Origin of the sequence: Pseudonocardia halophobica (assembly GCF_050948485.1) — a bacterium.
Classification (GTDB): domain Bacteria; phylum Actinomycetota; class Actinomycetes; order Mycobacteriales; family Pseudonocardiaceae; genus Pseudonocardia; species Pseudonocardia halophobica.
The window spans coordinates 4,178,537-4,196,281 of record NZ_CP192046.1 but is presented as its reverse complement, the minus strand read 5'-3'; the positions used below and the strand labels follow the sequence as shown (position 1 = coordinate 4,196,281).

The 17,745-nt window shown below is 74.7% G+C and carries 15 protein-coding genes, 1 tRNA gene and 1 pseudogene; 16 read left to right on the top strand and 1 reads right to left on the bottom strand.

Features of this window, described 5'->3' with window-relative positions:
• Positions 1-145: 145 nt before the first annotated feature.
• From ACQP04_RS20050 to ACQP04_RS19975, 16 genes and pseudogenes are all read left to right on the top strand, one after another.
• Positions 146-1,045, top strand: coding sequence for an AAA family ATPase (locus tag ACQP04_RS20050; RefSeq protein ID WP_433502091.1), 900 nt, complete (start codon positions 146-148; stop codon positions 1,043-1,045).
• A complete protein-coding gene (locus ACQP04_RS20045) occupies positions 1,042-1,869 on the top strand; it encodes a segregation and condensation protein A (RefSeq protein ID WP_037038524.1) in 828 nt (275 codons plus the stop codon). Before ACQP04_RS20050 ends, ACQP04_RS20045 begins: the two co-directional genes overlap by 4 nt.
• Positions 1,832-2,503: an SMC-Scp complex subunit ScpB gene (gene scpB / locus ACQP04_RS20040; protein WP_433502090.1), complete on the top strand. Its 672-nt coding sequence runs from the start codon at positions 1,832-1,834 to the stop codon at positions 2,501-2,503. The genes ACQP04_RS20045 and scpB overlap by 38 nt, the downstream gene beginning before the upstream one ends.
• 41 nt (positions 2,504-2,544) lie before the next feature.
• Entirely contained in the window at positions 2,545-3,324 is a 780-nt protein-coding gene (locus tag ACQP04_RS20035) for a pseudouridine synthase (RefSeq protein WP_433502089.1), read from the top strand.
• A 9-nt stretch (positions 3,325-3,333) separates the two neighbouring features.
• Positions 3,334-3,696: a chorismate mutase gene (aroH, locus tag ACQP04_RS20030; protein ID WP_037038527.1), complete on the top strand. Its 363-nt coding sequence runs from the start codon at positions 3,334-3,336 to the stop codon at positions 3,694-3,696.
• Positions 3,697-3,895: 199 nt separating this feature from the next.
• Entirely contained in the window at positions 3,896-4,570 is a 675-nt protein-coding gene (cmk, locus tag ACQP04_RS20025; RefSeq protein ID WP_433508403.1) for a (d)CMP kinase, read from the top strand.
• Complete coding sequence (locus tag ACQP04_RS20020) at positions 4,567-5,244, top strand: lysophospholipid acyltransferase family protein (RefSeq protein ID WP_037038529.1); 678 nt, start codon at positions 4,567-4,569, stop codon at positions 5,242-5,244. The genes cmk and ACQP04_RS20020 overlap by 4 nt, the downstream gene beginning before the upstream one ends.
• A complete protein-coding gene (der, locus tag ACQP04_RS20015) occupies positions 5,244-6,698 on the top strand; it encodes a ribosome biogenesis GTPase Der (RefSeq protein ID WP_433502088.1) in 1,455 nt (484 codons plus the stop codon). The genes ACQP04_RS20020 and der overlap by 1 nt, the downstream gene beginning before the upstream one ends.
• Positions 6,699-6,755: 57 nt before the next feature.
• Positions 6,756-7,421, top strand: a complete 666-nt coding sequence (locus tag ACQP04_RS20010) for a response regulator (RefSeq protein WP_433502087.1) — start codon at positions 6,756-6,758, stop codon at positions 7,419-7,421.
• Positions 7,422-7,448: 27 nt separating this feature from the next.
• Complete coding sequence (locus ACQP04_RS20005; protein ID WP_433502086.1) at positions 7,449-8,633, top strand: sensor histidine kinase; 1,185 nt, start codon at positions 7,449-7,451, stop codon at positions 8,631-8,633.
• A gap of 317 nt (positions 8,634-8,950) precedes the next feature.
• A tRNA-Pro gene (locus ACQP04_RS20000) sits at positions 8,951-9,024 on the top strand.
• 259 nt (positions 9,025-9,283) lie between these two features.
• Positions 9,284-10,180, top strand: coding sequence for an SDR family oxidoreductase (locus ACQP04_RS19995; RefSeq protein WP_433502085.1), 897 nt, complete (start codon positions 9,284-9,286; stop codon positions 10,178-10,180).
• Positions 10,181-10,233: 53 nt separating this feature from the next.
• Positions 10,234-13,707 carry a BTAD domain-containing putative transcriptional regulator gene (locus ACQP04_RS19990; protein WP_433502084.1) on the top strand — a complete coding sequence of 1,158 codons (3,474 nt, stop codon included), beginning with the start codon at positions 10,234-10,236 and terminating at the stop codon, positions 13,705-13,707.
• Between the two features lie 57 nt (positions 13,708-13,764).
• The gene (locus ACQP04_RS19985) at positions 13,765-14,130 is read left to right on the top strand and encodes a hypothetical protein (RefSeq protein WP_433502083.1); all 366 of its coding nucleotides are present in this window, start codon (positions 13,765-13,767) and stop codon (positions 14,128-14,130) included.
• 25 nt (positions 14,131-14,155) lie between these two features.
• Positions 14,156-14,428, top strand: a complete 273-nt coding sequence (locus ACQP04_RS19980; protein ID WP_433502082.1) for a hypothetical protein — start codon at positions 14,156-14,158, stop codon at positions 14,426-14,428.
• A gap of 765 nt (positions 14,429-15,193) precedes the next feature.
• A pseudogene (locus ACQP04_RS19975) lies at positions 15,194-15,652 on the top strand (BBE domain-containing protein); the annotation flags it as partial.
• Between the two features lie 67 nt (positions 15,653-15,719).
• Here ACQP04_RS19975 and ACQP04_RS19970 read toward each other — a convergent pair.
• On the bottom strand, positions 15,720-17,666 hold the full coding sequence (locus tag ACQP04_RS19970) for a trypsin-like peptidase domain-containing protein (RefSeq protein WP_433502081.1): 1,947 nt from the start codon (positions 17,664-17,666) through the stop codon (positions 15,720-15,722).
• Between the last annotated feature and the right edge of the window lie 79 nt (positions 17,667-17,745).

The window sequence follows — 17,745 nt, the reverse complement described above, 5'->3', positions numbered from 1 at the left end:
AGTTCGACCCGCCCGGGCGTGGCGCGTTGCCGTGCCCGGAAGTGGTTCCTAGTCTGCGCCCGAGGTAGACCCGGCACGGGAGACGGCAGGAATCGACGCCCGAGGGATCGACACCGGATTTCGACACGAGGAGACCGGAGCCCGCATGGACACAGCACCCGACGGGGACGGTGCGGGGCCCGACTACGACCCGACCGTCGAGCCGGGCCTGGAGGACACCCCCAGGCCGGGCGGGCGGCACCGCGTGGGCGCGCCGCAGCCGGCCCCGCTCACCGAGCACGGGCCCGCCCGCGTGATCGCGGTGGCCAACCAGAAGGGCGGCGTCGGCAAGACGACGTCGACGATCAACCTGGGCGCCGCGCTCGCCGAGTACGGGCGCCGGGTGCTGCTGGTCGACTTCGACCCCCAGGGCGCGCTCTCGGTGGGGCTGGGCGTGCAGCCCCACCAGCTCGACGCGACCATCTACAACCTGCTCATGGACCGCGGCGTCGAGCCGGACGACGTCATCCTCAAGACCTCCGTCGCGGGCATGGACCTGCTGCCGAGCAACATCGACCTGTCGGCGGCCGAGGTCCAGCTGGTCACCGAGGTCGGCCGCGAGCAGGCACTCGGCCGGGCGCTGAAGGGCGTGCTGGACCGCTACGACGTCGTGCTCATCGACTGCCAGCCCAGCCTCGGCCTGCTCACGATCAACGCCCTGGCCTGCGCCGACAGCGTGCTCATCCCGCTGGCCTGCGAGTTCTTCAGCCTCCGCGGCGTCGCGCTGCTCATGGACACGATCGACAAGGTGAAGGACCGGCTCAACCCCGACCTCGACCTCATCGGCATCCTGGCCACGATGTTCGACTCGCGCACGGTGCACACCCGCGAGGTCCACCAGCGGGTGATCGAGGCCTTCGGCGACCTGGTGTTCGACGCGGTCATCAACCGCACCATCCGCTTCCCCGAGACCACGGTCGCGGGCGAGCCGATCACGACGTGGGCGCCCAGCTCCAGCGGCGCGGAGGCCTACCGCATGCTGGCCCGCGAGGTCATCGCCCGGTGACCCTGGCCGACGACCGACCCACCGCCGGGACCCCGGAGGTCAGGCCCCGCTTCACGGTGCGCCTGGTCAACTTCGAGGGCCCGTTCGACCTGCTGCTGCAGCTCATCGGCAAGCACGAGCTCGACGTCACCGAGATGGCGCTGCACAAGGTCACGGACGACTTCATCGCCCACCTCGCCGCGTTGGGGGACGACGCGGACCTCGACGAGACCACCGAGTTCCTCGTCGTCGCGGCCACGCTGCTGGACCTGAAGGCGGCCCGGCTGCTGCCGGCCGCCGAGGTCGAGGACGAGGAGGACCTCGCGCTGCTCGAGGCGCGGGACCTGCTCTTCGCCCGGCTGCTGCAGTACAAGGCGTACAAGCAGGTCGCGGGCCTCTTCGCCGAGCTGGAGAAGACCGCGCTGCGCCGGTTCCCGCGGTCGGTGGCGCTCGAGCCGCGGTTCGAGGGCCTGCTGCCCGAGGTCCTGCTCGGGATGGACGCCGGGGCCTTCGCCGAGCTCGCCGCGAGCGTGTTCCGGCCCAAGCCGCCGCCGGTCGTCGGCACCGACCACATCCACCAGCACGACGTCTCGGTCCCGGCGCACATGGCGATCCTGCGCGAACGGCTCGCCGAGCTGGGGGAGGCGACCTTCGCGGCCCTGACGGCGGACTGCACGTCCCCGATCGAGATCGTCGCCCGGTTCATGGCCGTCCTGGAGCTGTACCGGGAGCGGGCGATCGAGGTGGAGCAGCCGGAGCCGTTCGGGGAGCTGACCGTACGCTGGACCCCCGCCCAGTCCACCCCGAGTGAGCCGATCAGTGAGCCTGCCGAACCCGGAACCTGACCCGGACGCCGCCGCCGACACCGCCGACGACATCGCCGACGACATCGCCGACGACACGGCCGGCGAGCTGGAGGTCGAGGGCCTCCCCGGCCTGGCCCGCGAGGACGAGCTGACCGCCGCGCTGGAGGCGTTGCTGCTGGTCGTGGACTCCCCGACGGACGAGCAGGCCCTCGCCGCCGCGCTCGACCAACCCGTCGGCCGGGTGGAGCGGGCGGTGCGCCGGCTCGCCGAGAGCTACCGCGAGCAGGGCAGTGGCATCGACCTGCGCCGCGTGGGCGAGGGCTGGCGGTTCTACACCCGCGACCTCTACGCCCCGTACGTCGAACGGTTCCTGCTCGACGGCCAGCGCGCCAAGCTCACCCGGGCCGCGCTGGAGACCCTGGCGGTGGTCGCGTACCGGCAGCCCGTCACCCGTGCGCGGGTCGCGGCGGTGCGGGGTGTGAACTGCGACGGCGTGCTGCGTACGCTGCTCACGCGCGGTCTGGTGGAGGAGGCCGGTGTGGACGGGCCCACCCAGGGGACGTTGTTCCGCACCACCGAGCTCTTCCTGGAGCGGCTGGGGCTGTCCTCGCTGGAGGACCTGCCGCCGCTGGCCCCGCTGCTGCCGGACATCGACGCGATCGACGAGCTGTAAGAGAAGGACCCCGTGAGCAGGACCCCGAGAAGGACCCCCGCATGAGCCGCCCCACCCGCCCCGACTCCTCCGCGCAGGCCGAGGGGGTGCGGCTGCAGAAGGTGCTGGCCCAGGCCGGCGTGGCCTCGCGTCGCGCGGCCGAGGAGCTGATCGCCGCCGGCCGCGTCTCGGTCGACGGCGAGGTCGTGCGCGAGATGGGTCGCCGCATCGATCCGGACACCGCCGTGGTGCACGTCGACGGCTCGCGCATCCAGCTCCGGGACGACCAGGTGTACCTGGCGCTGAACAAGCCCGCCGGGATGCTCTCCACGATGTCGGACGACCGGGGCCGGCCCTGCGTCGGCGACCTCGTCATGCAGCGCACCGAGCTGCTCAACCAGGCCGGGCGGCTGTTCCACGTCGGGCGGCTGGACCAGGACACCGAGGGCCTGCTCCTGCTGACCAACGACGGCGAGCTGGGCCACCGGCTCATGCACCCGTCGTTCGAGGTGGCGAAGACCTACGTCGCCGAGGTGATGGGCCAGGTCGCCCGGGACGTCGGCAAGCGGCTCCGCGAGGGCATCGAGCTCGAGGACGGCCCGGTCCGGGTCCACTCGTTCCGGCTGGTCGACTCCCTGCCCGGCCGGTCGATGGTCGAGCTGGTGATCCACGAGGGCCGCAAGCACGTCGTCCGCCGGCTGCTCGACGAGGTCGGGCACCCGGTGCAGCGGCTGGTCCGCACCGCGATCGGCGAGGTCCGCCTCGGCGACCAGCGGCCCGGCAAGCTCCGCCCCCTCAACCAGAACGAGGTGGGTTCGCTCTACAAGGCCGTCGGGCTGTAGGGGGCGGCGGTGGCGGTCCGGGCGATCCGCGGCGCGATCCAGGTCGACGGCGACTCGCGGGAGGAGATCCTCGAGGGCTCGGCCGAGCTGGTCGGCGCCGTGCTCAAGCGCAACGAGCTGACCAGCGACGACGTGATCTCGATCCTGTTCACGGCCACGCCGGACCTCACGGCGGAGTTCCCGGCCTACGCGGCCCGGCTGCTCGGGCTCACGGACGTCCCGCTGATGTGCGCCACCGAGATCGCCGTGCCCGGGGCGATGCCGCGGGTGCTGCGGCTGCTCGCGCACGTGGAGACCGACCTCGCGCGGGCCGACCTGCGGCACGTGTACCTGCGCGGGGCCGCGGCCCTGCGCCGCGACCTGCCGTCCTGACCGCCCCCCGAAGGCGCCCCGCGCCCCGCCAGGCACAATGGTCGGTGGCCCGTGCCCGGTCGTCAGCCGCCGGTGGAGGGTTTCCGAACATCTGCACGAGGGGTGAGGCATGACCGGGCCGACAGCGTCCACGGCGTCGACCGGGTCGACGGGACCGGCGGATCCGCCGGGGGACGGCGTCCTCAACGACGTCGTCGCGATGGACGGGCCCTCGGGCACCGGCAAGTCGACCGTCTCGCGGCGGCTGGCCCGCACGCTGCACGCCGCCTACCTCGACACCGGCGCGATGTACCGGGCCGCCACGCTGGCCTGCCTGCGGGCCGGGCTCACCGCGGACAGCGACCCCGGGCGGATCGCCGCCGTCGCGGTCGGGGCGGAGCTGGAGTCGGTGACCGACCCGGCCGCGCCGCGGATCCTCCTGGCGGGCGAGGACGTCGAGGCCGAGATCCGGGACGAGCCGGTGACCAGGGCGGTGTCGGCGGTCTCCGCGGTGCCGGAGGTGCGGACCGCGCTCGTCGCCCGGCAGCGGGAGCACATCGACCGCGCCCTCGCCCGTGGCCGCGGGATCGTGGTCGAGGGCCGCGACATCGGCAGCGTGGTCGCGCCCGAGGCGAAGCTGAAGGTCTACCTGACCGCGTCCGAGGAGGTCCGGGCCGCGCGCCGGGGCCGCCAGGACGCCAAGGCCGGACGCGTGAGCGACCCCGCGAGCACCCTCGCCGACGTCCAGCGCCGGGACCGGCTGGACTCGACCCGCAAGACCTCGCCGCTGCACGCGGCGGCCGACGCGCTCGTCGTCGACACGGACGAGCTGTCCGTCGACGCCGTGCTGGTGGAGCTCCTGCGGCTGGTCCGGGAGCGTGGGCTCGTCACATGAGCACCACCCCGGTCGACGGCGCGGCCGACCTCCCCGCCGGTGCCGACCCGAGGCTGCACGACCTGGCCCGCTGGGTCGGGACGTGGTGCTTCCGCCCCGTGCTCCGGGTCCACGTCCACCACCGCGAGCGGATCCCGGCGACCGGCCCCGTGGTGCTCGTCGCGAATCACAGTTCGCTGGTCGACGGACCGCTGATCTTCGGACTACTCGGGCGGCGTTCGGTGTTCCTGGTCAAGCAGGAGATGTTCACCGGCATCCTGGGTAGGGGGCTGCGCGGGATCGGGCAGCTGGCCGTGCGGCGCGGCGAGCCCGACAGGGCGCCCCTGACCGCGGCGCTCGGCGTGCTGCGCGGGGGAGGGCTCGTGGGGGTGTTCCCCGAGGGCACGCGCGGCAGCGGCGACGTCGCGGCGGCCCAGCAGGGCGCGGCCTGGCTGGCCCGCACCTCCGGCGCGCAGGTCCTCCCGGTCGTCTGCCGGGGGACCCGCCGGCCGGAGGGGAGCGGGCGGCGGTGGCGCCCGCGGGTGGACGTGCTGGTGGGCGAGCCCCTGCCGGCCCCCACCGGGAGGGGCCGCGCGGAGCTCGCCGCGGCCACCGAGACCGTCCGCGGCGCCCTCGCCGCGCTGGTCGCGGACCTCGACGCGATACGAGCCACGAACATTCGGAGTAGTGCCTGATGGACGACACGATCACCGGCGGCGACCGCGCCGCCATGGCGGAGCTGGGCCTCGACCCGGACGACTTCGCCGGCGCCGACGACGAGTTCGGCGACGGCGGCGAGGGCGCCGCCGAGCAGGGCCCGACGCCGGTCCTCGCCGTCGTCGGGCGCCCCAACGTGGGCAAGTCCACGCTGGTCAACCGCTTCCTGGGCCGCCGCGAGGCGGTCGTGCAGGACATCCCGGGCGTCACCCGCGACCGGGTCTCCTACGACGCGCTGTGGAACGGGCGGCGGTTCACCGTCGTCGACACCGGCGGCTGGGAGCCCGACGCCGTCGGCCTGCAGAAGGAGGTCGCCGCGCAGGCCGAGCTGGCCATGCGCACGGCCGACGCGATCCTGCTCGTCGTCGACTCCCGGGTGGGCGCCACCGAGGTCGAGGAGGCCGCCGCCCGCGTGCTGCGCCGCTCCGACCGGCCGGTCCTGCTCGCCGCGACCAAGGTCGACGACGAGCGCGCGGTCGCGGACACGGCCGCGCTCTGGCGGCTGGGGCTCGGCGAGCCGTACCCGGTGTCCGGCCTGCACGGCCGCGGCTCCGGCGACCTGCTCGACGCGGTCCTCGAGGCCCTGCCCGAGACCCCGCGGGAGACCTTCGGCGCGACCTCCGGCGGGCCGCGTCGCGTCGCCCTGGTCGGGCGGCCCAACGTCGGCAAGTCCTCGCTGCTCAACCGGGTCTCCGGCGAGGTCCGCTCGGTCGTGCACGACGTCGCCGGCACCACCGTCGACCCGGTCGACTCGCTCGTGGAGCTCGACGGCGAGATCTTCCGGTTCGTCGACACCGCCGGCCTGCGCAAGCGGGTCAAGACGGCGTCGGGCATGGAGTACTACGCCTCGCTGCGCACCCAGGCCGCGATCGAGGCGGCCGAGGTCGCCCTCGTGCTGCTCGACGCCAGCGAGCCGATCTCCGAGCAGGACCAGCGCGTGCTGGCCATGGTCGAGGAGGCCGGCCGGGCGCTGGTGATCGTGTTCAACAAGTGGGACCTCGTCGACGAGGACCGCCGGCTCGCGATGAAGCGCGAGCTCGAGCGCGACCTCGTCCGGGTCCGCTGGGCGGAACGCATCAACATCTCCGCGCTCACGGGCCGGGCGATGTCCCGGATCGCGCCCGCGATGCGGACCGCCCTGGCCTCGTGGGACCAGCGGATCCCGACCGGCCGGCTCAACAGCTGGCTGTCCGAGGTGATCGCCGCGACCCCGCCCCCGGTGCGCGGCGGCAAGCAGCCCAAGGTCCTCTTCGCCACCCAGGCCGGCACTCGGCCGCCGACGTTCGTGCTGTTCACCAGCGGTTTCCTCGAGGCGGGGTACCGCCGGTTCCTGGAGCGCCGGCTGCGTGAGGAGTTCGGGTTCGAGGGCTCGCCGATCCGGCTCTCGGTCCGCGTCCGGGAGAAGCGGGACCGCAAGGGCAAGCGGCGCTGACCGTCCCGGCAGGGTGAGTCCTCCCTCGGACGATCCCCGACCGACTACCCTCCCCCCATGGCCGTTGACTCCCCCAGCGGTCCCTCCGGACCCGTGCGCGTCGTCCTGGCGGACGACGAGTCGCTGCTCCGGGCGGGTCTGCGCACCGTGCTGGAGGCACGGGGGACCGTGGCCGTGGTGGGGGAGGCGGCCGACGGCGACGGGCTGATCGCCGCCGTCGACGAGCACCGGCCGGAGGTCGTGCTGGCCGACGTGCAGATGCCCGGCCGCTCGGGGCTCGACGCGCTGCGGGTGCTCTGCGCGCGGCCCGACGCCGTGCCGGCGGCCGTGCTGACGACCTTCGACCTCGACGAGTACGTCACCGAGGCGCTGCGGATCGGGGTGCAGGGGTTCCTGCTCAAGGACGCCGAGCCCGAGGCGCTGATCCGCGCCGTGCTCGACCTCGCGGCCGGGGGCGCGGTGCTGGACCCGCGGATCACCGCCCGGCTGCTGCCGCGGCTCGTCCCCGAGCCCGCGCCGCGGCCGCCGCGCCCGGCCGACCTGACCCTGCGCGAGACGCAGGTGCTGCGGCTGCTGGCCGACGGCGAGTCCAACGCGACCATCGGGTACCGGCTGGGGCTGGCCGAGGCGACGGTGAAGAAGTACGTGTCGGCGCTGCTGGTGAAGCTGGGCGCGGAGAACCGGGTGCAGGCGGCGCTGCTCGCGCAGAGCTGGGGGGCGTGAATGCCGCAAGGGGACGGACGGCGGGTGGTGCGGGGGGTACCACGGCGTGGTGGACCGGCCTGGCGGGTCGGGATCGAGCTCGTCGCGGTCGGCGTACCGGCGGTCTTCGTCCTGCTCGGCGCGCCCGGCCCGTATTCCTGGTCGGTCACCGCGGGCCTGGTCGGCTGCGCACTGCTGCCGCTGCGGCACGTGCGGCCGTGGCTCGCCGTCGTCGGGTCGCTGTGGGCGATCTGCGGCGGCCTGGGCTGGCCCGCGCAGATCGTCGCGCTGTTCGCGCTCGGCCGCCGGACCCGGCTCGGCGCCACCGTGCCCTGGCTGGTGGTGGTCGTCCTCGCCGCGGTGGTGCCGGTGCTGCAGCGCGAGGTCCTCAGCTGGCAGTCGGTGATCCTCACCGTGGTCTTCGCCGTGCTCTCCGCCGGTAGCCCGCTCGGGTTCGGCCTGCTCACGGCCACCCGGGAGCGGCTGACGGCGAGCCTGCGCGAGCTGGAGGACGCCCGCGAGGCCACCGTCACCGCTCGGGAGAGCGCCGCCCGCGCCGAGGAACGGGCCCGGATCGGCCGCGAGGTGCACGACGCCGTCGGCCACCACGCCACGCTCATCGCGGTCGGGGCGGCCGCGCTGTCCGCGTCCACCGAGGAGCAGCGGACCCGTGAGGCGGCGAAGCTGCTGCGGACGCACGCCAAGGAGGCGCTGGCGGAGATGCGCAGCGCGCTCGGGCTCGTCGGGCCGGCCCCGGCCGGCGCGGCCGGGCTCGGCGGGCTGGTCGACCGGGCCCGCGAGACCGGGCTCGACGTGGAGCTCGTCGCCCTCGGCATCGCCCGGACCCTGCCGGTGGCGCCCGACCAGGTCGTCTACCGGGTGGTCCAGGAGGCGCTCACCAACGCCGCCCGGCACAGCCCCGGCTCCGCCGTGCGGGTCGAGGTGGACTGGCGGGTCACGGACCGGATCCGCGTCGAGGTCGTCAACGGGCCCGCCGGGCGCCCGGTGCGGGGCACCTTCGGCACCGGCGGGGCAGGGCTCGCGGGGCTCGCCGAGCGGGTCGGCGCCGTCGGCGGGGAGCTCGCGAGCGGGCCCGATGCGGGCGGCTTCCGGGTGTGCGCGGTGCTGCCGCTCGCGCCCGAGACGCCGCCGACGGGGGAGCGCCGGGTCGAGCTGCCGGACCGTGCCGCGACCGGGCGGGACACGGACACGGGACCGATCCCCATCCCCTGAACGGGTCACACCGTGATCACCACCGCGCGTCCCGAAAGGGGCGCGTGACTACGCCGGCCACGTCCCGAGGACCGTCCCGCCCCCCTGGTCGGGCGGTGGTTACCGACGGGTACCCACGAAAGTCGCCTTCACGGGGCGACGGACGGCGGTGGTGCCGCCGGGCCGTCCGAACGAGACTGACGGGGACCGTCACGGTGGTGCCCCACCGTGTGGCCCTCGGCGGGTCGTTCGCGGACGAGTTGGGGGAGCCAGGTCCGGGCCGGTGCAGGGAGACGATCGGTGGTGCGGTAGGCTGATCGAGCCCTCACGGGGGCGGCCGGGACGTGGCGCAGCTTGGTAGCGCACTTGACTGGGGGTCAAGGGGTCGCAGGTTCAAATCCTGTCGTCCCGACGGTCGGCGGAGGCCGGTGTCCATTCGACGGGGACACCGGCTTCCGTCGTTCTCCGTGCAGGTTCGCCGTCCACGAGAGCGGCGCGTCCGATCATGTGGTGATCATCTCCCTGCTCGTCCGTGATCGACGAGACGTCCGGCTCGGGACCGGACCCCACCGTCCGGTGACCGGCGCCGCGGCTGTCGTCGGCACGGCGGCGATTGACCGCCGACGTGAGGGGAACGTCTCTGCCGAACGTGGAGCGCGATGGAGGCGGAGATGGCCCAGGACCAGTTCAGCCAGCAGGACCCGACCGAGCAGCACGCCGCGCCGGGCAGCGGCGACCGTACCGTCGAGTGGCCGGGGCGCACCGCCGACATGGACGTCCGGCCCGACCACGGCGAGGAGACCTACCGCGGGACCGGTCGGCTCGAGGGGAGAAGGGCGCTGATCACCGGCGGTGACTCCGGGATCGGCCGCGCCGTCGCGATCGCCTTCGCCCGCGAGGGCGCCGACGTGCTGATCACGTACCTGGAGGAGGAGAAGGACGACGCCGAGGAGACCGCGCGCTGGGTGCGCGAGGCGGGCCGGACGGCGATCACGGCGGCCGCCGACCTGCGCGAGGAGCAGACCTGCCGCGAGGTCGTGGCGCGTGCGGTCGACGAGCTCGGCGGGATCGACGTGCTGGTGAGCAACGCCGCCTACCAGATGTCGCAGGACGGCGGCATCGACGACATCACCACCGAGCAGTTCGACCGCGTGATGAAGACCAACGTCTACGCGTTCTTCTGGCTCGCCAAGGCCGCCGTCCCGCACATGTCCCCCGGGGCCTCGGTGATCGCCACGACGTCCGTGCAGGCCTTCCAGCCCTCCCCGCACCTGCTCGACTACGCCACCTCGAAGGCCGCGATCGTCAACTTCGTCAAGGGCCTGGGCCACAACCTCGTCGACCGCGGGATCAGGGCCAACGCCGTGGCCCCCGGACCGGTCTGGACCCCGCTGATCCCGGCCACGATGGACGAGAAGAAGCTGGACTCCTTCGGTGCGCAGGCGCCCATGGGCCGCGCCGCGCAACCCGCCGAGCTGGCCCCGTTCTACGTGTTCCTCGCCTCGCAGGAGTCCAGCTACATGACCTCGGAGGTGCTCGGCGTCACCGGGGGGTCGCCCATCACCTGACGATGCTCGGCAGGAACCGCCCGCGGTCGACCCGACGGGTGGACACTGCCCTGATGTCCCACGGCGGCGTCGCCCTGCGCCTGCTCGGTGACCTCGAGGTCACCGGGTCCGGCGGCCCCGTGACGCCGCGGGCCGGCCAGGAGCGGCTCCTGCTGGCCGTGCTGGCGGTGGACCGGGGCAGCCCGGTCGGCCGGGACCGGCTCGTGGAGGTGCTGTGGCCGGACCGGGCGCCGGCGGGCGCGGTGAACGCGGTCCAGAACTACGTGCTGCGGCTGCGGAGGGCGTTGGAGCCGACGGCGCTGCGGATCGTGAGGGCCGCGGGCGGGTACCGGCTGGAGGTGCCCGCCGCGCGGGTGGACGCCGAGGTGGCGGAGCGGCTCGTGCAGGAGGGGCGGGCCGCCATCGCCTGTGGGGAGCCTGCCCGCGGGGAGGCGGCGTTGCGCACGGCCGTCGGGCTCTGGCGCGGCCCGGTCCTGGGCGAGTACGCCCACCTGCCCTTCGCCGAGACGGAGTGCCGGCGGCTCGAGGAGCTGTACGAGTCGGCCTGCGAGGACCGCGCCGACGCCGAGCTCGCGCTCGGTCGCCACCGCGCGGTGGCCGGTGAGCTGCAGGCGATGGTCGAGCGGGCACCGTTGCGGGAACGTCGGTGGGCGCAGCTGATGCTCGCGCTCTACCGCGACGGTCGTCAGGCCGAGGCGCTGTGCGCCTACCGGACCGTGCGCGCGACGCTCGCCGACGAGCTCGGCATCCCACCCGGCCCGGCGCTGGCCGCCCTGCACGAGCAGATCCTCCGCCAGGACCCCGCCCTCCGGCCACCGCGCACCGCCGGGCCGGGGTCCGGCCGGGTCGGCGGCGGCCTCGTGGGCCGGGCCGCCGAGCTCAGCGCGCTCGCCGACCGGTTCGAGGCGGCTCGGGGTGGGCACGGTTCCGTCACCGCGGTGGCGGGGGAGCCGGGGATCGGGAAGACGGCCCTGCTGCGCGCCTTCGCCGAGGCGGCGGCGGCCGGGGGCGCAGCGGTGCTGCGTGGGCGCAGCCTCGAGGGGGAGTGGCAGCCTGCCTACCGTGCGGTCGCCGAGGCCGTCGACGCCCACCTCGCGGCCCTGTCGCCCGCCGAGCTGACCCGGGCCGCCGGGCCGTTCGCGGACGTGCTGGTCCGGCTGGTGCCGGGGCTGGCCCGGCGGGGCCTGACCGCGGACCACCGGGTGGACCCGTCCCCGGACGAGGAGCGGATCCGGATCCTCGACGGCGTCGCCCGCTTCCTGGTCACGCTGTCGGCCGACCGGCCCGTCGCCCTCGTCCTCGACGACCTCCACTGGGCGGACGCCAGCACGCTGGCACTGCTGCGGCACCTCGCCCGCGACGTCGGCGAACGGCGGATGATGATCGTCGGTGCGTACCGCAGCGACGAGGCCGGCCCCCTCCTCGGTGATGCGCTGGCCGCTCTGCGGTCGGAGGCCGACCCGACCGTTCTCCGGCTGGCGGGTCTGGACCGGTTCGTGCTGCGGGACCTGCTCGGCGCGGTCTCCGGGGTCGGTGTGTCGGAAGCGCTGGCCGGCGCGATCGCACGGCGGACGGGCGGAAATCCGTTCTTCGCCCGGGAGCTGCTCCGGCAGCTGCGCGAGGACGGGGCGGTCCGGCCCGGTCCGGACGGGCTCCTCGCGGGGACCGTCGCGCCGGACGCGGTGCCGGAGGGGGTCCGCCAGGTTCTCGCCCGGCGCCGGAGGCGCCTGCCGGAGGCCGCCGACCTCCTGCTCGACCACGCCGCCACCTTCGACGGGCCCTTCCCGTTCGCCACGGTCGCCCGGGTGGCCGGGCTGTCCGAGGACCACGCCCTCGACGCGCTCGACGTGGTCCTCGCGGCCGGTCTCGTCGAGCCCGATCCGGCACCCGACCGTTACCGGTTCGGGCACGCGCTGATCCGGGAGGCGGTTCTCGCCGACCTCAACCCGTCGCGACGCCTCCGGCTGCACCGCAGACTCGCCGAGGGTCTCGACGCCGACCGGGCGTCGGGCTCGCCCGGGATCGGCGCGGGGGAGGTCGCGGCGCAGTACCACGCCGGCGCCGCGCTCCCGGGCGGCGGAGCAGGCGTCGGCCGGGCGATCGAGGCGGCCGACGAGGCGGAGGCGGCCGCGGCGCACCAGGAGGCGGCCCGCTTCCTCGCGATGGCGGCCGACCTCGCGGTCCTGGACGCCGACCGGCGGACCACGGTCGTCGCGCGGCTGGGGCTCGCCCAGGTGTGGGCCGGGAACTTCGACGCGGCCGTCGAGGCCGCGAGCGAGGCGGCCGAGCGGCTCGCGGCGGGCGACCCGGCCGCGGCCGCCGCCTACCTCGCCACAGTGGCTTCCGCCCTGGCCAGCGCGGACAGCGACGAGCACGCGTGGGGCCTCGCCGCCCGGGGACTGCGGCTGACGGGCGGCCGGCGCGACGCCGTCTGGGCCACGCTGACGGTGCACGAGCTGGACCGCCGGGAGGCCGCCGACCCGACGTTCCCCGGGATCACGCTCGACCACGCCGACCGCCGTGAGGCGCTGCGGATCCTGCTCGCCGAGGGGTCGCTCGCCGACCGTCCCGACCTCGCGCGGCTCGCGGTGGCGGCGACCTACGGCCGGCGCGACCGCATCCCGGACACGCTCGCCGCGGACCCGACCGTCCGGCTCCTCGTCCTCGGCGACCTGCACGGCGCCGTCCCGTTGATCGAGGACGCCGTCGCCGCGGCCCACGACCGGGGCCGCCGCGCCCTGGAGGGCTATCACCGGACGCTGCTGGCCCGGGCCCACGCCGCGCTCGGCCGGATCGAGGACGCGCGCTCGGGCCTGGCCGAAGCGCGCGCACTCGCCGCACGGTCCGGCTACCCGGGGTGGGGCTGGCAGCGGATCCACGACATCGGGACGCTCGACGCGATCGCCCACGCCACGGACGTCGGCTGGACGGACGTGCTGGCGCAGCTCGACCAGGCCTACGCCGCGGCGAACGGGCCGGGCCGGCGGCTGGAGGCGTCGGCGAGCGCCTGCGGGGCCAAGGCGGCGGCGCGGCTGGGCCGCACGGACGAGGCACTGCGCCGCTGCGCGCGGGTGCTCCCCGGCCTGCGGCGCGCCCCGGCCTGGGCCATGAACCACCTCCGGACGCTGAGCGACGCCGTCGAGACGCTGTGGCTCGTCGCCGGGCCCGGCCCGCACCACCATCCCGACGTCCCCGTGCTCGACCGGATCGCCCGCGACACGGCCCTGCCCGCCGACTTCCGGTTCCCGATGATGGACATCCACCTCACCCTGGCCCGGCTGGCCGCACTCGACGGCCGCCCCGCCGAGGCGACCAGTCTCCTCGACCGGGCCCGGACCGCACTCGACGAGCGGGGCGCCCGGCCGCTGCGCGCGATCGTCGATCACGACGCAGCCCTCGTCGCCTCCTACGACGGCCGTCCCGACGAGGCCGCCGGCCTGAGAGCGTCTGCGGTGGCCGTGTTCGAGCAGCTCGGCATGACCGGCTGGGTCCGCCGTGCCGAGCGAACTCGCGTGAGTGCGCGGTGACCGCGGCGAGACCGGTCCGGAGCAGCATGACGCCTCCGACGAACACGGAGGTGCGGGATGCCCGCGATCAGCAGTGCCGAGGCCCCTGCGGTCATCGACGGCGGTGGGGTCGAGCTCAAGGGCCACGAGATCGGCGGCGAGATGACGGTCGGATTCGTCCGGTTGCCGCGTGGCACCGACCTCGGTCCGGCTCTCGAGGGCCTGCCCGGTGACCTGTGCCCGTGCCCGCACTGGGGCTACGTCCTCTCCGGACGGATCGAGGTGCGCTCCGAGGACGGCGCCGAGCTGGTCACGGCCGGCCAGGCCTTCTACTGGTCACCGGGCCACGCGCCGATCGCGCTGGAGGACACCGAGTACGTCGACTTCTCACCGACCCGGGAACTCGCCCCGGTCGTCGCCCACCTCACCCGTTCTCCCGGCTGACCCGGCCCGGAACAGGAGCCCGACGGTGGGGAAGGCCGACGTGATCACGATGCTCGGCGTGCCGGTCACACTCACGAGCAGCGCCTCCGACGGGCGGCTCGCCGTTCACGACCAGTCCCGGCTGCGCGGCGCCGCCCGCCATGCGCGACTCGTACTCCCCGGGACGATCGGCGAGGTCATCGCCCGGGAGCTCACCGCCTACGCGGACTTCGGACGGCGTTTCCGGAACGACCCCCTGATCGATCGACTCGCCCAGGAGGTCCTGGCCATCCGTCCGCCCGGATCCCGTTCCGTCTGAGCCGTTCCTTGTCGCCGATCCCCGTTCCCGGGACACTCGCCCACGCTCCTGAGGAGGGGCGAGCGTAGACGAGGCGGCAGGGGAGGCGCTGTCGATCCGGCTCCTGGGCGGCGTCGCGGTCGGCGTCGGCGTCCGGTGGGTCGGCGACGGCGCGTGGCGCCTGCGCAAGACCCGCACCCCTGATGAAGCTGCTCGCCCTCGAGCCGGAGCGGCGCGTCCACCAGGACCGGTTGTGCGAGCTGTGGTGGCCGGGCCACGACGGGGCCGCCACCCGCAACAACCTGCACCAGGTCCTGCACGCCGCCCGGCGGGCGCTCGGGACGGTCGGGGTCGACGGCGGGATCGTCCTGCGTCGTGAGCTGGTCGCGTTGGCGCCGGGCCGGCCGGTCGTGCGCGCGGACGACGAGCACGACCCCGAGCTGATGTGGGGGCTGCGGGGCGGGCGGGGGCAACTTCGGAGTGGTCACCGGGTTCACGTTCGCGCTGCACCCCGTCGCCGAGGTCACCGCAGGCCTGGCGCTGTTCCCGCTGACCCGGGCGGCCGAGGTGGTGGCCTTCTACCGCGAGTACGTCACCGGCCTCCCGGACGACTTCCGGACGCTGCTGGGCTTCCTCACCGCGCCGCCCGCGGAGTTCGTCCCGCCGGACCTGCGGGATCGGCCCGTCGTCGCCGTCGTGGGATGTCACTGCGGCGCGGCGGGGGACGCCCAGGACCTGCTCGCTCCGCTGCGGGCCCTCGGGCCGGCCGCGGACCCGTTCGGGCCGATGCCGTACCCGGTCTGGCAGACGGCCTTCGACGCGAAGGTCCCGGCCGGGCGCCGGTACCACTTCGCCGGCGGGTACACCTCCGGCTGCCCCGACGACCTGGTCGGGGTCGTCGTCGAGGCGGTCCGGAACCGCCCGTCGACCGCGAGCGAGTTCCACCTGCACCACATGGGCGGCGCGGTCGCCCGTGTCGGGGCGGAGGAGACGGCCTACCCGGGGCGGGACGCCGCGTTCACCTTCAACGTCATCGGCATCCGGGACGACCCCGTCGACGACGGGGCGAACCAGGCGTGGGCCAGGGACCTGGCCCGCGCGACGGCGCGCCACGGCGAGGGAGGCGGGTACGTCAACTTCCTCACCGAGAACCAGGAAGCCCTGCGGGACACCTACGGCTCACGGCGCTACGCGCGGTTGGTGGAGCTCAAGCGGCGCTACGACCCCACCAACCTGTTCCGTCTCAACCAGAACATCGCGCCGTGCCACGTGGTCGCGGCGGCCGCGGAGGGGTCGGCCGCCGCGCTCAGGGCTACCGGGCCGATCTCTCGATCTCGCCCGCGACGACCGGATCGGCGAGGTACTCGGCGATGTCGTGCGCCCGGTCCTTCGGATTGCCCGTCCGCACGTCACGGACCTGATCCCAGTCGTCGCCCAACGGGCAGCCGATGGCCACGGCATCGGCTGCCGCCCAGGCGTTGAGCCACGACCCGACGCGCGCAGGGCGCACGGGACCCCCGGCGAGGAGCCGCTTCTGCACCGCGTCCAGTCCGAGCGGACTGCCCGCGGTCACCAGGACCGGGACGTCGAGGCGATCGGGAAGCTGTGTCAGAAGATCGATCGCGACGACGCTGCCGAGGCTGTGGCCGACCAGGACGAGCTCGCCGTCGTCCGGCAGGCAGCCCCGAACCGCGTCGAGCACTGCGGTTCGCACGGAGTCGCGGTCGAGGTAGGCCGCGACGTCACGGAGGACGGCCGCGATCACGAGATCGTCGAGACCGCTCCGGTCCGCCAGCCACGAGAGCGGGCCCTGCAACGCTTCGACGAGACCGCCGAGAAGCCCGCCCTCCTGCGCGGTCCGGCGCTCCTCGAGCGGCATGCCGGCGCGCGCGGCCGCCTGGTCGATGAGCTCGGCGTAGACCACCCGGGTGGACGATCCGGTGGGGGCGAAGGTCTCGGCGGCCGTCGGGGCGGGCGCCCGCTCGGGCACGTCGAGAGCGGAGATCAGTGCGTCCCCGTAGAACGGGAACCAGACGTCGGCGGCGTCGAGGGGGGCCAGTCCACCGGCGGCGAGCCCGCGCGCGAGTCCGCCGGCCCACGCCGCCCGCAACCGGACGGGGTCCTGGCCTTCCTGACCCCGGCCGTGCAGGAAGACGACGGCGCGGCACCCGCGGGCTCGGCCGATCAGGCCTGCCGTCCGGCGTTCCGTGATCGGGGTACTTCCCACCGGCACGCGCGCGCGGGGACGCTGCGAAGGGACGGCGGCGGGGGTCAGGTCGACCTCGCCCGGCACCGCGCCGCTCGGGACGGCCTGGGGCCCCAGCTCGGTCAGCACCCCGCGTTGTGCGGGGGGCAGTTCGATGTCGTCGAGGTGCGTGAGCAGCACGCTGACCCGCACACCCTCGTTGGCGATCCAGCTCTGCCCGTCCGGACCGGGCACGCCGGCATGGTGCAGGGCCACGACCTCCCACTGGTCGTTGAGGACCGGGGAGCCGGAGTTCCCGGGCTCGGTGTCGGTGCGGTAGTGCAGATAGTCGGGCAGCTGGTTGAGCAGGGCGTTGTCGCGGACCGCGACCTCCTTGGCCCGGCCGTTCGGATGCCCGACGATGTTGACCGGCTCGCCGATGACGATCTTCCCCTGGTTGGCGATCAGTCGGTGCCAGCCGTGCACCGAGCCGGGCCTCCGGCCTCCGTCGCCCTGCGCGACCGCCACGAGGGAGAAGTCGAGATCGACGTGTGTGACGAAGAGTGTGGCCGGGTCCAGGTCGTACCGGTCGGCCCGCTTCGTCACGCCGTCGACGTCGAGCTCGAGATCGAACTCGACGAACGACGAGGTGGCGGTGTCGGGATCCGGGAGGACGTGGTTGTTCGTCAGGAGGAGCCGCTCGCCCACGAGGAAGCCCGTGCCGAAGCCGGCGAGTCGCCCGGACTCCAGGATGGAGATTCGCCCGACGGCTCGCGCCGCACGCTCCCCCCGGGCGAGGAAGTTGACGCTCTGCAGTTCGCTCGCGGCCCCGAGGATCCGTTCGAACAACACGGTCGGCCGGAGTGCGTGCCCGTCGGAGAGGGCGTGCGAGAGTGCGCTCGCACCGACCTCGCCGTTGGCCAGCAACCGGGAGGCGCGGGCGCGGAGCTGATCCTCGTCGTCGACGACGACCGGAGTACCCGCTGCCTCCTGGCGGCGCCGGATCTCCTCGCGTTCGGCGGCTGTCCGCCGGTACCGCTCAGCCACACGCTCCTGCTGCTGCCGCACATCCATCGGTGCCTCCCGGACGGACAGGAGCCGGTGAGGTCACACCGGCCTGAAGATCTCGGTGGCGCTCGACGCAGAAGCGGGG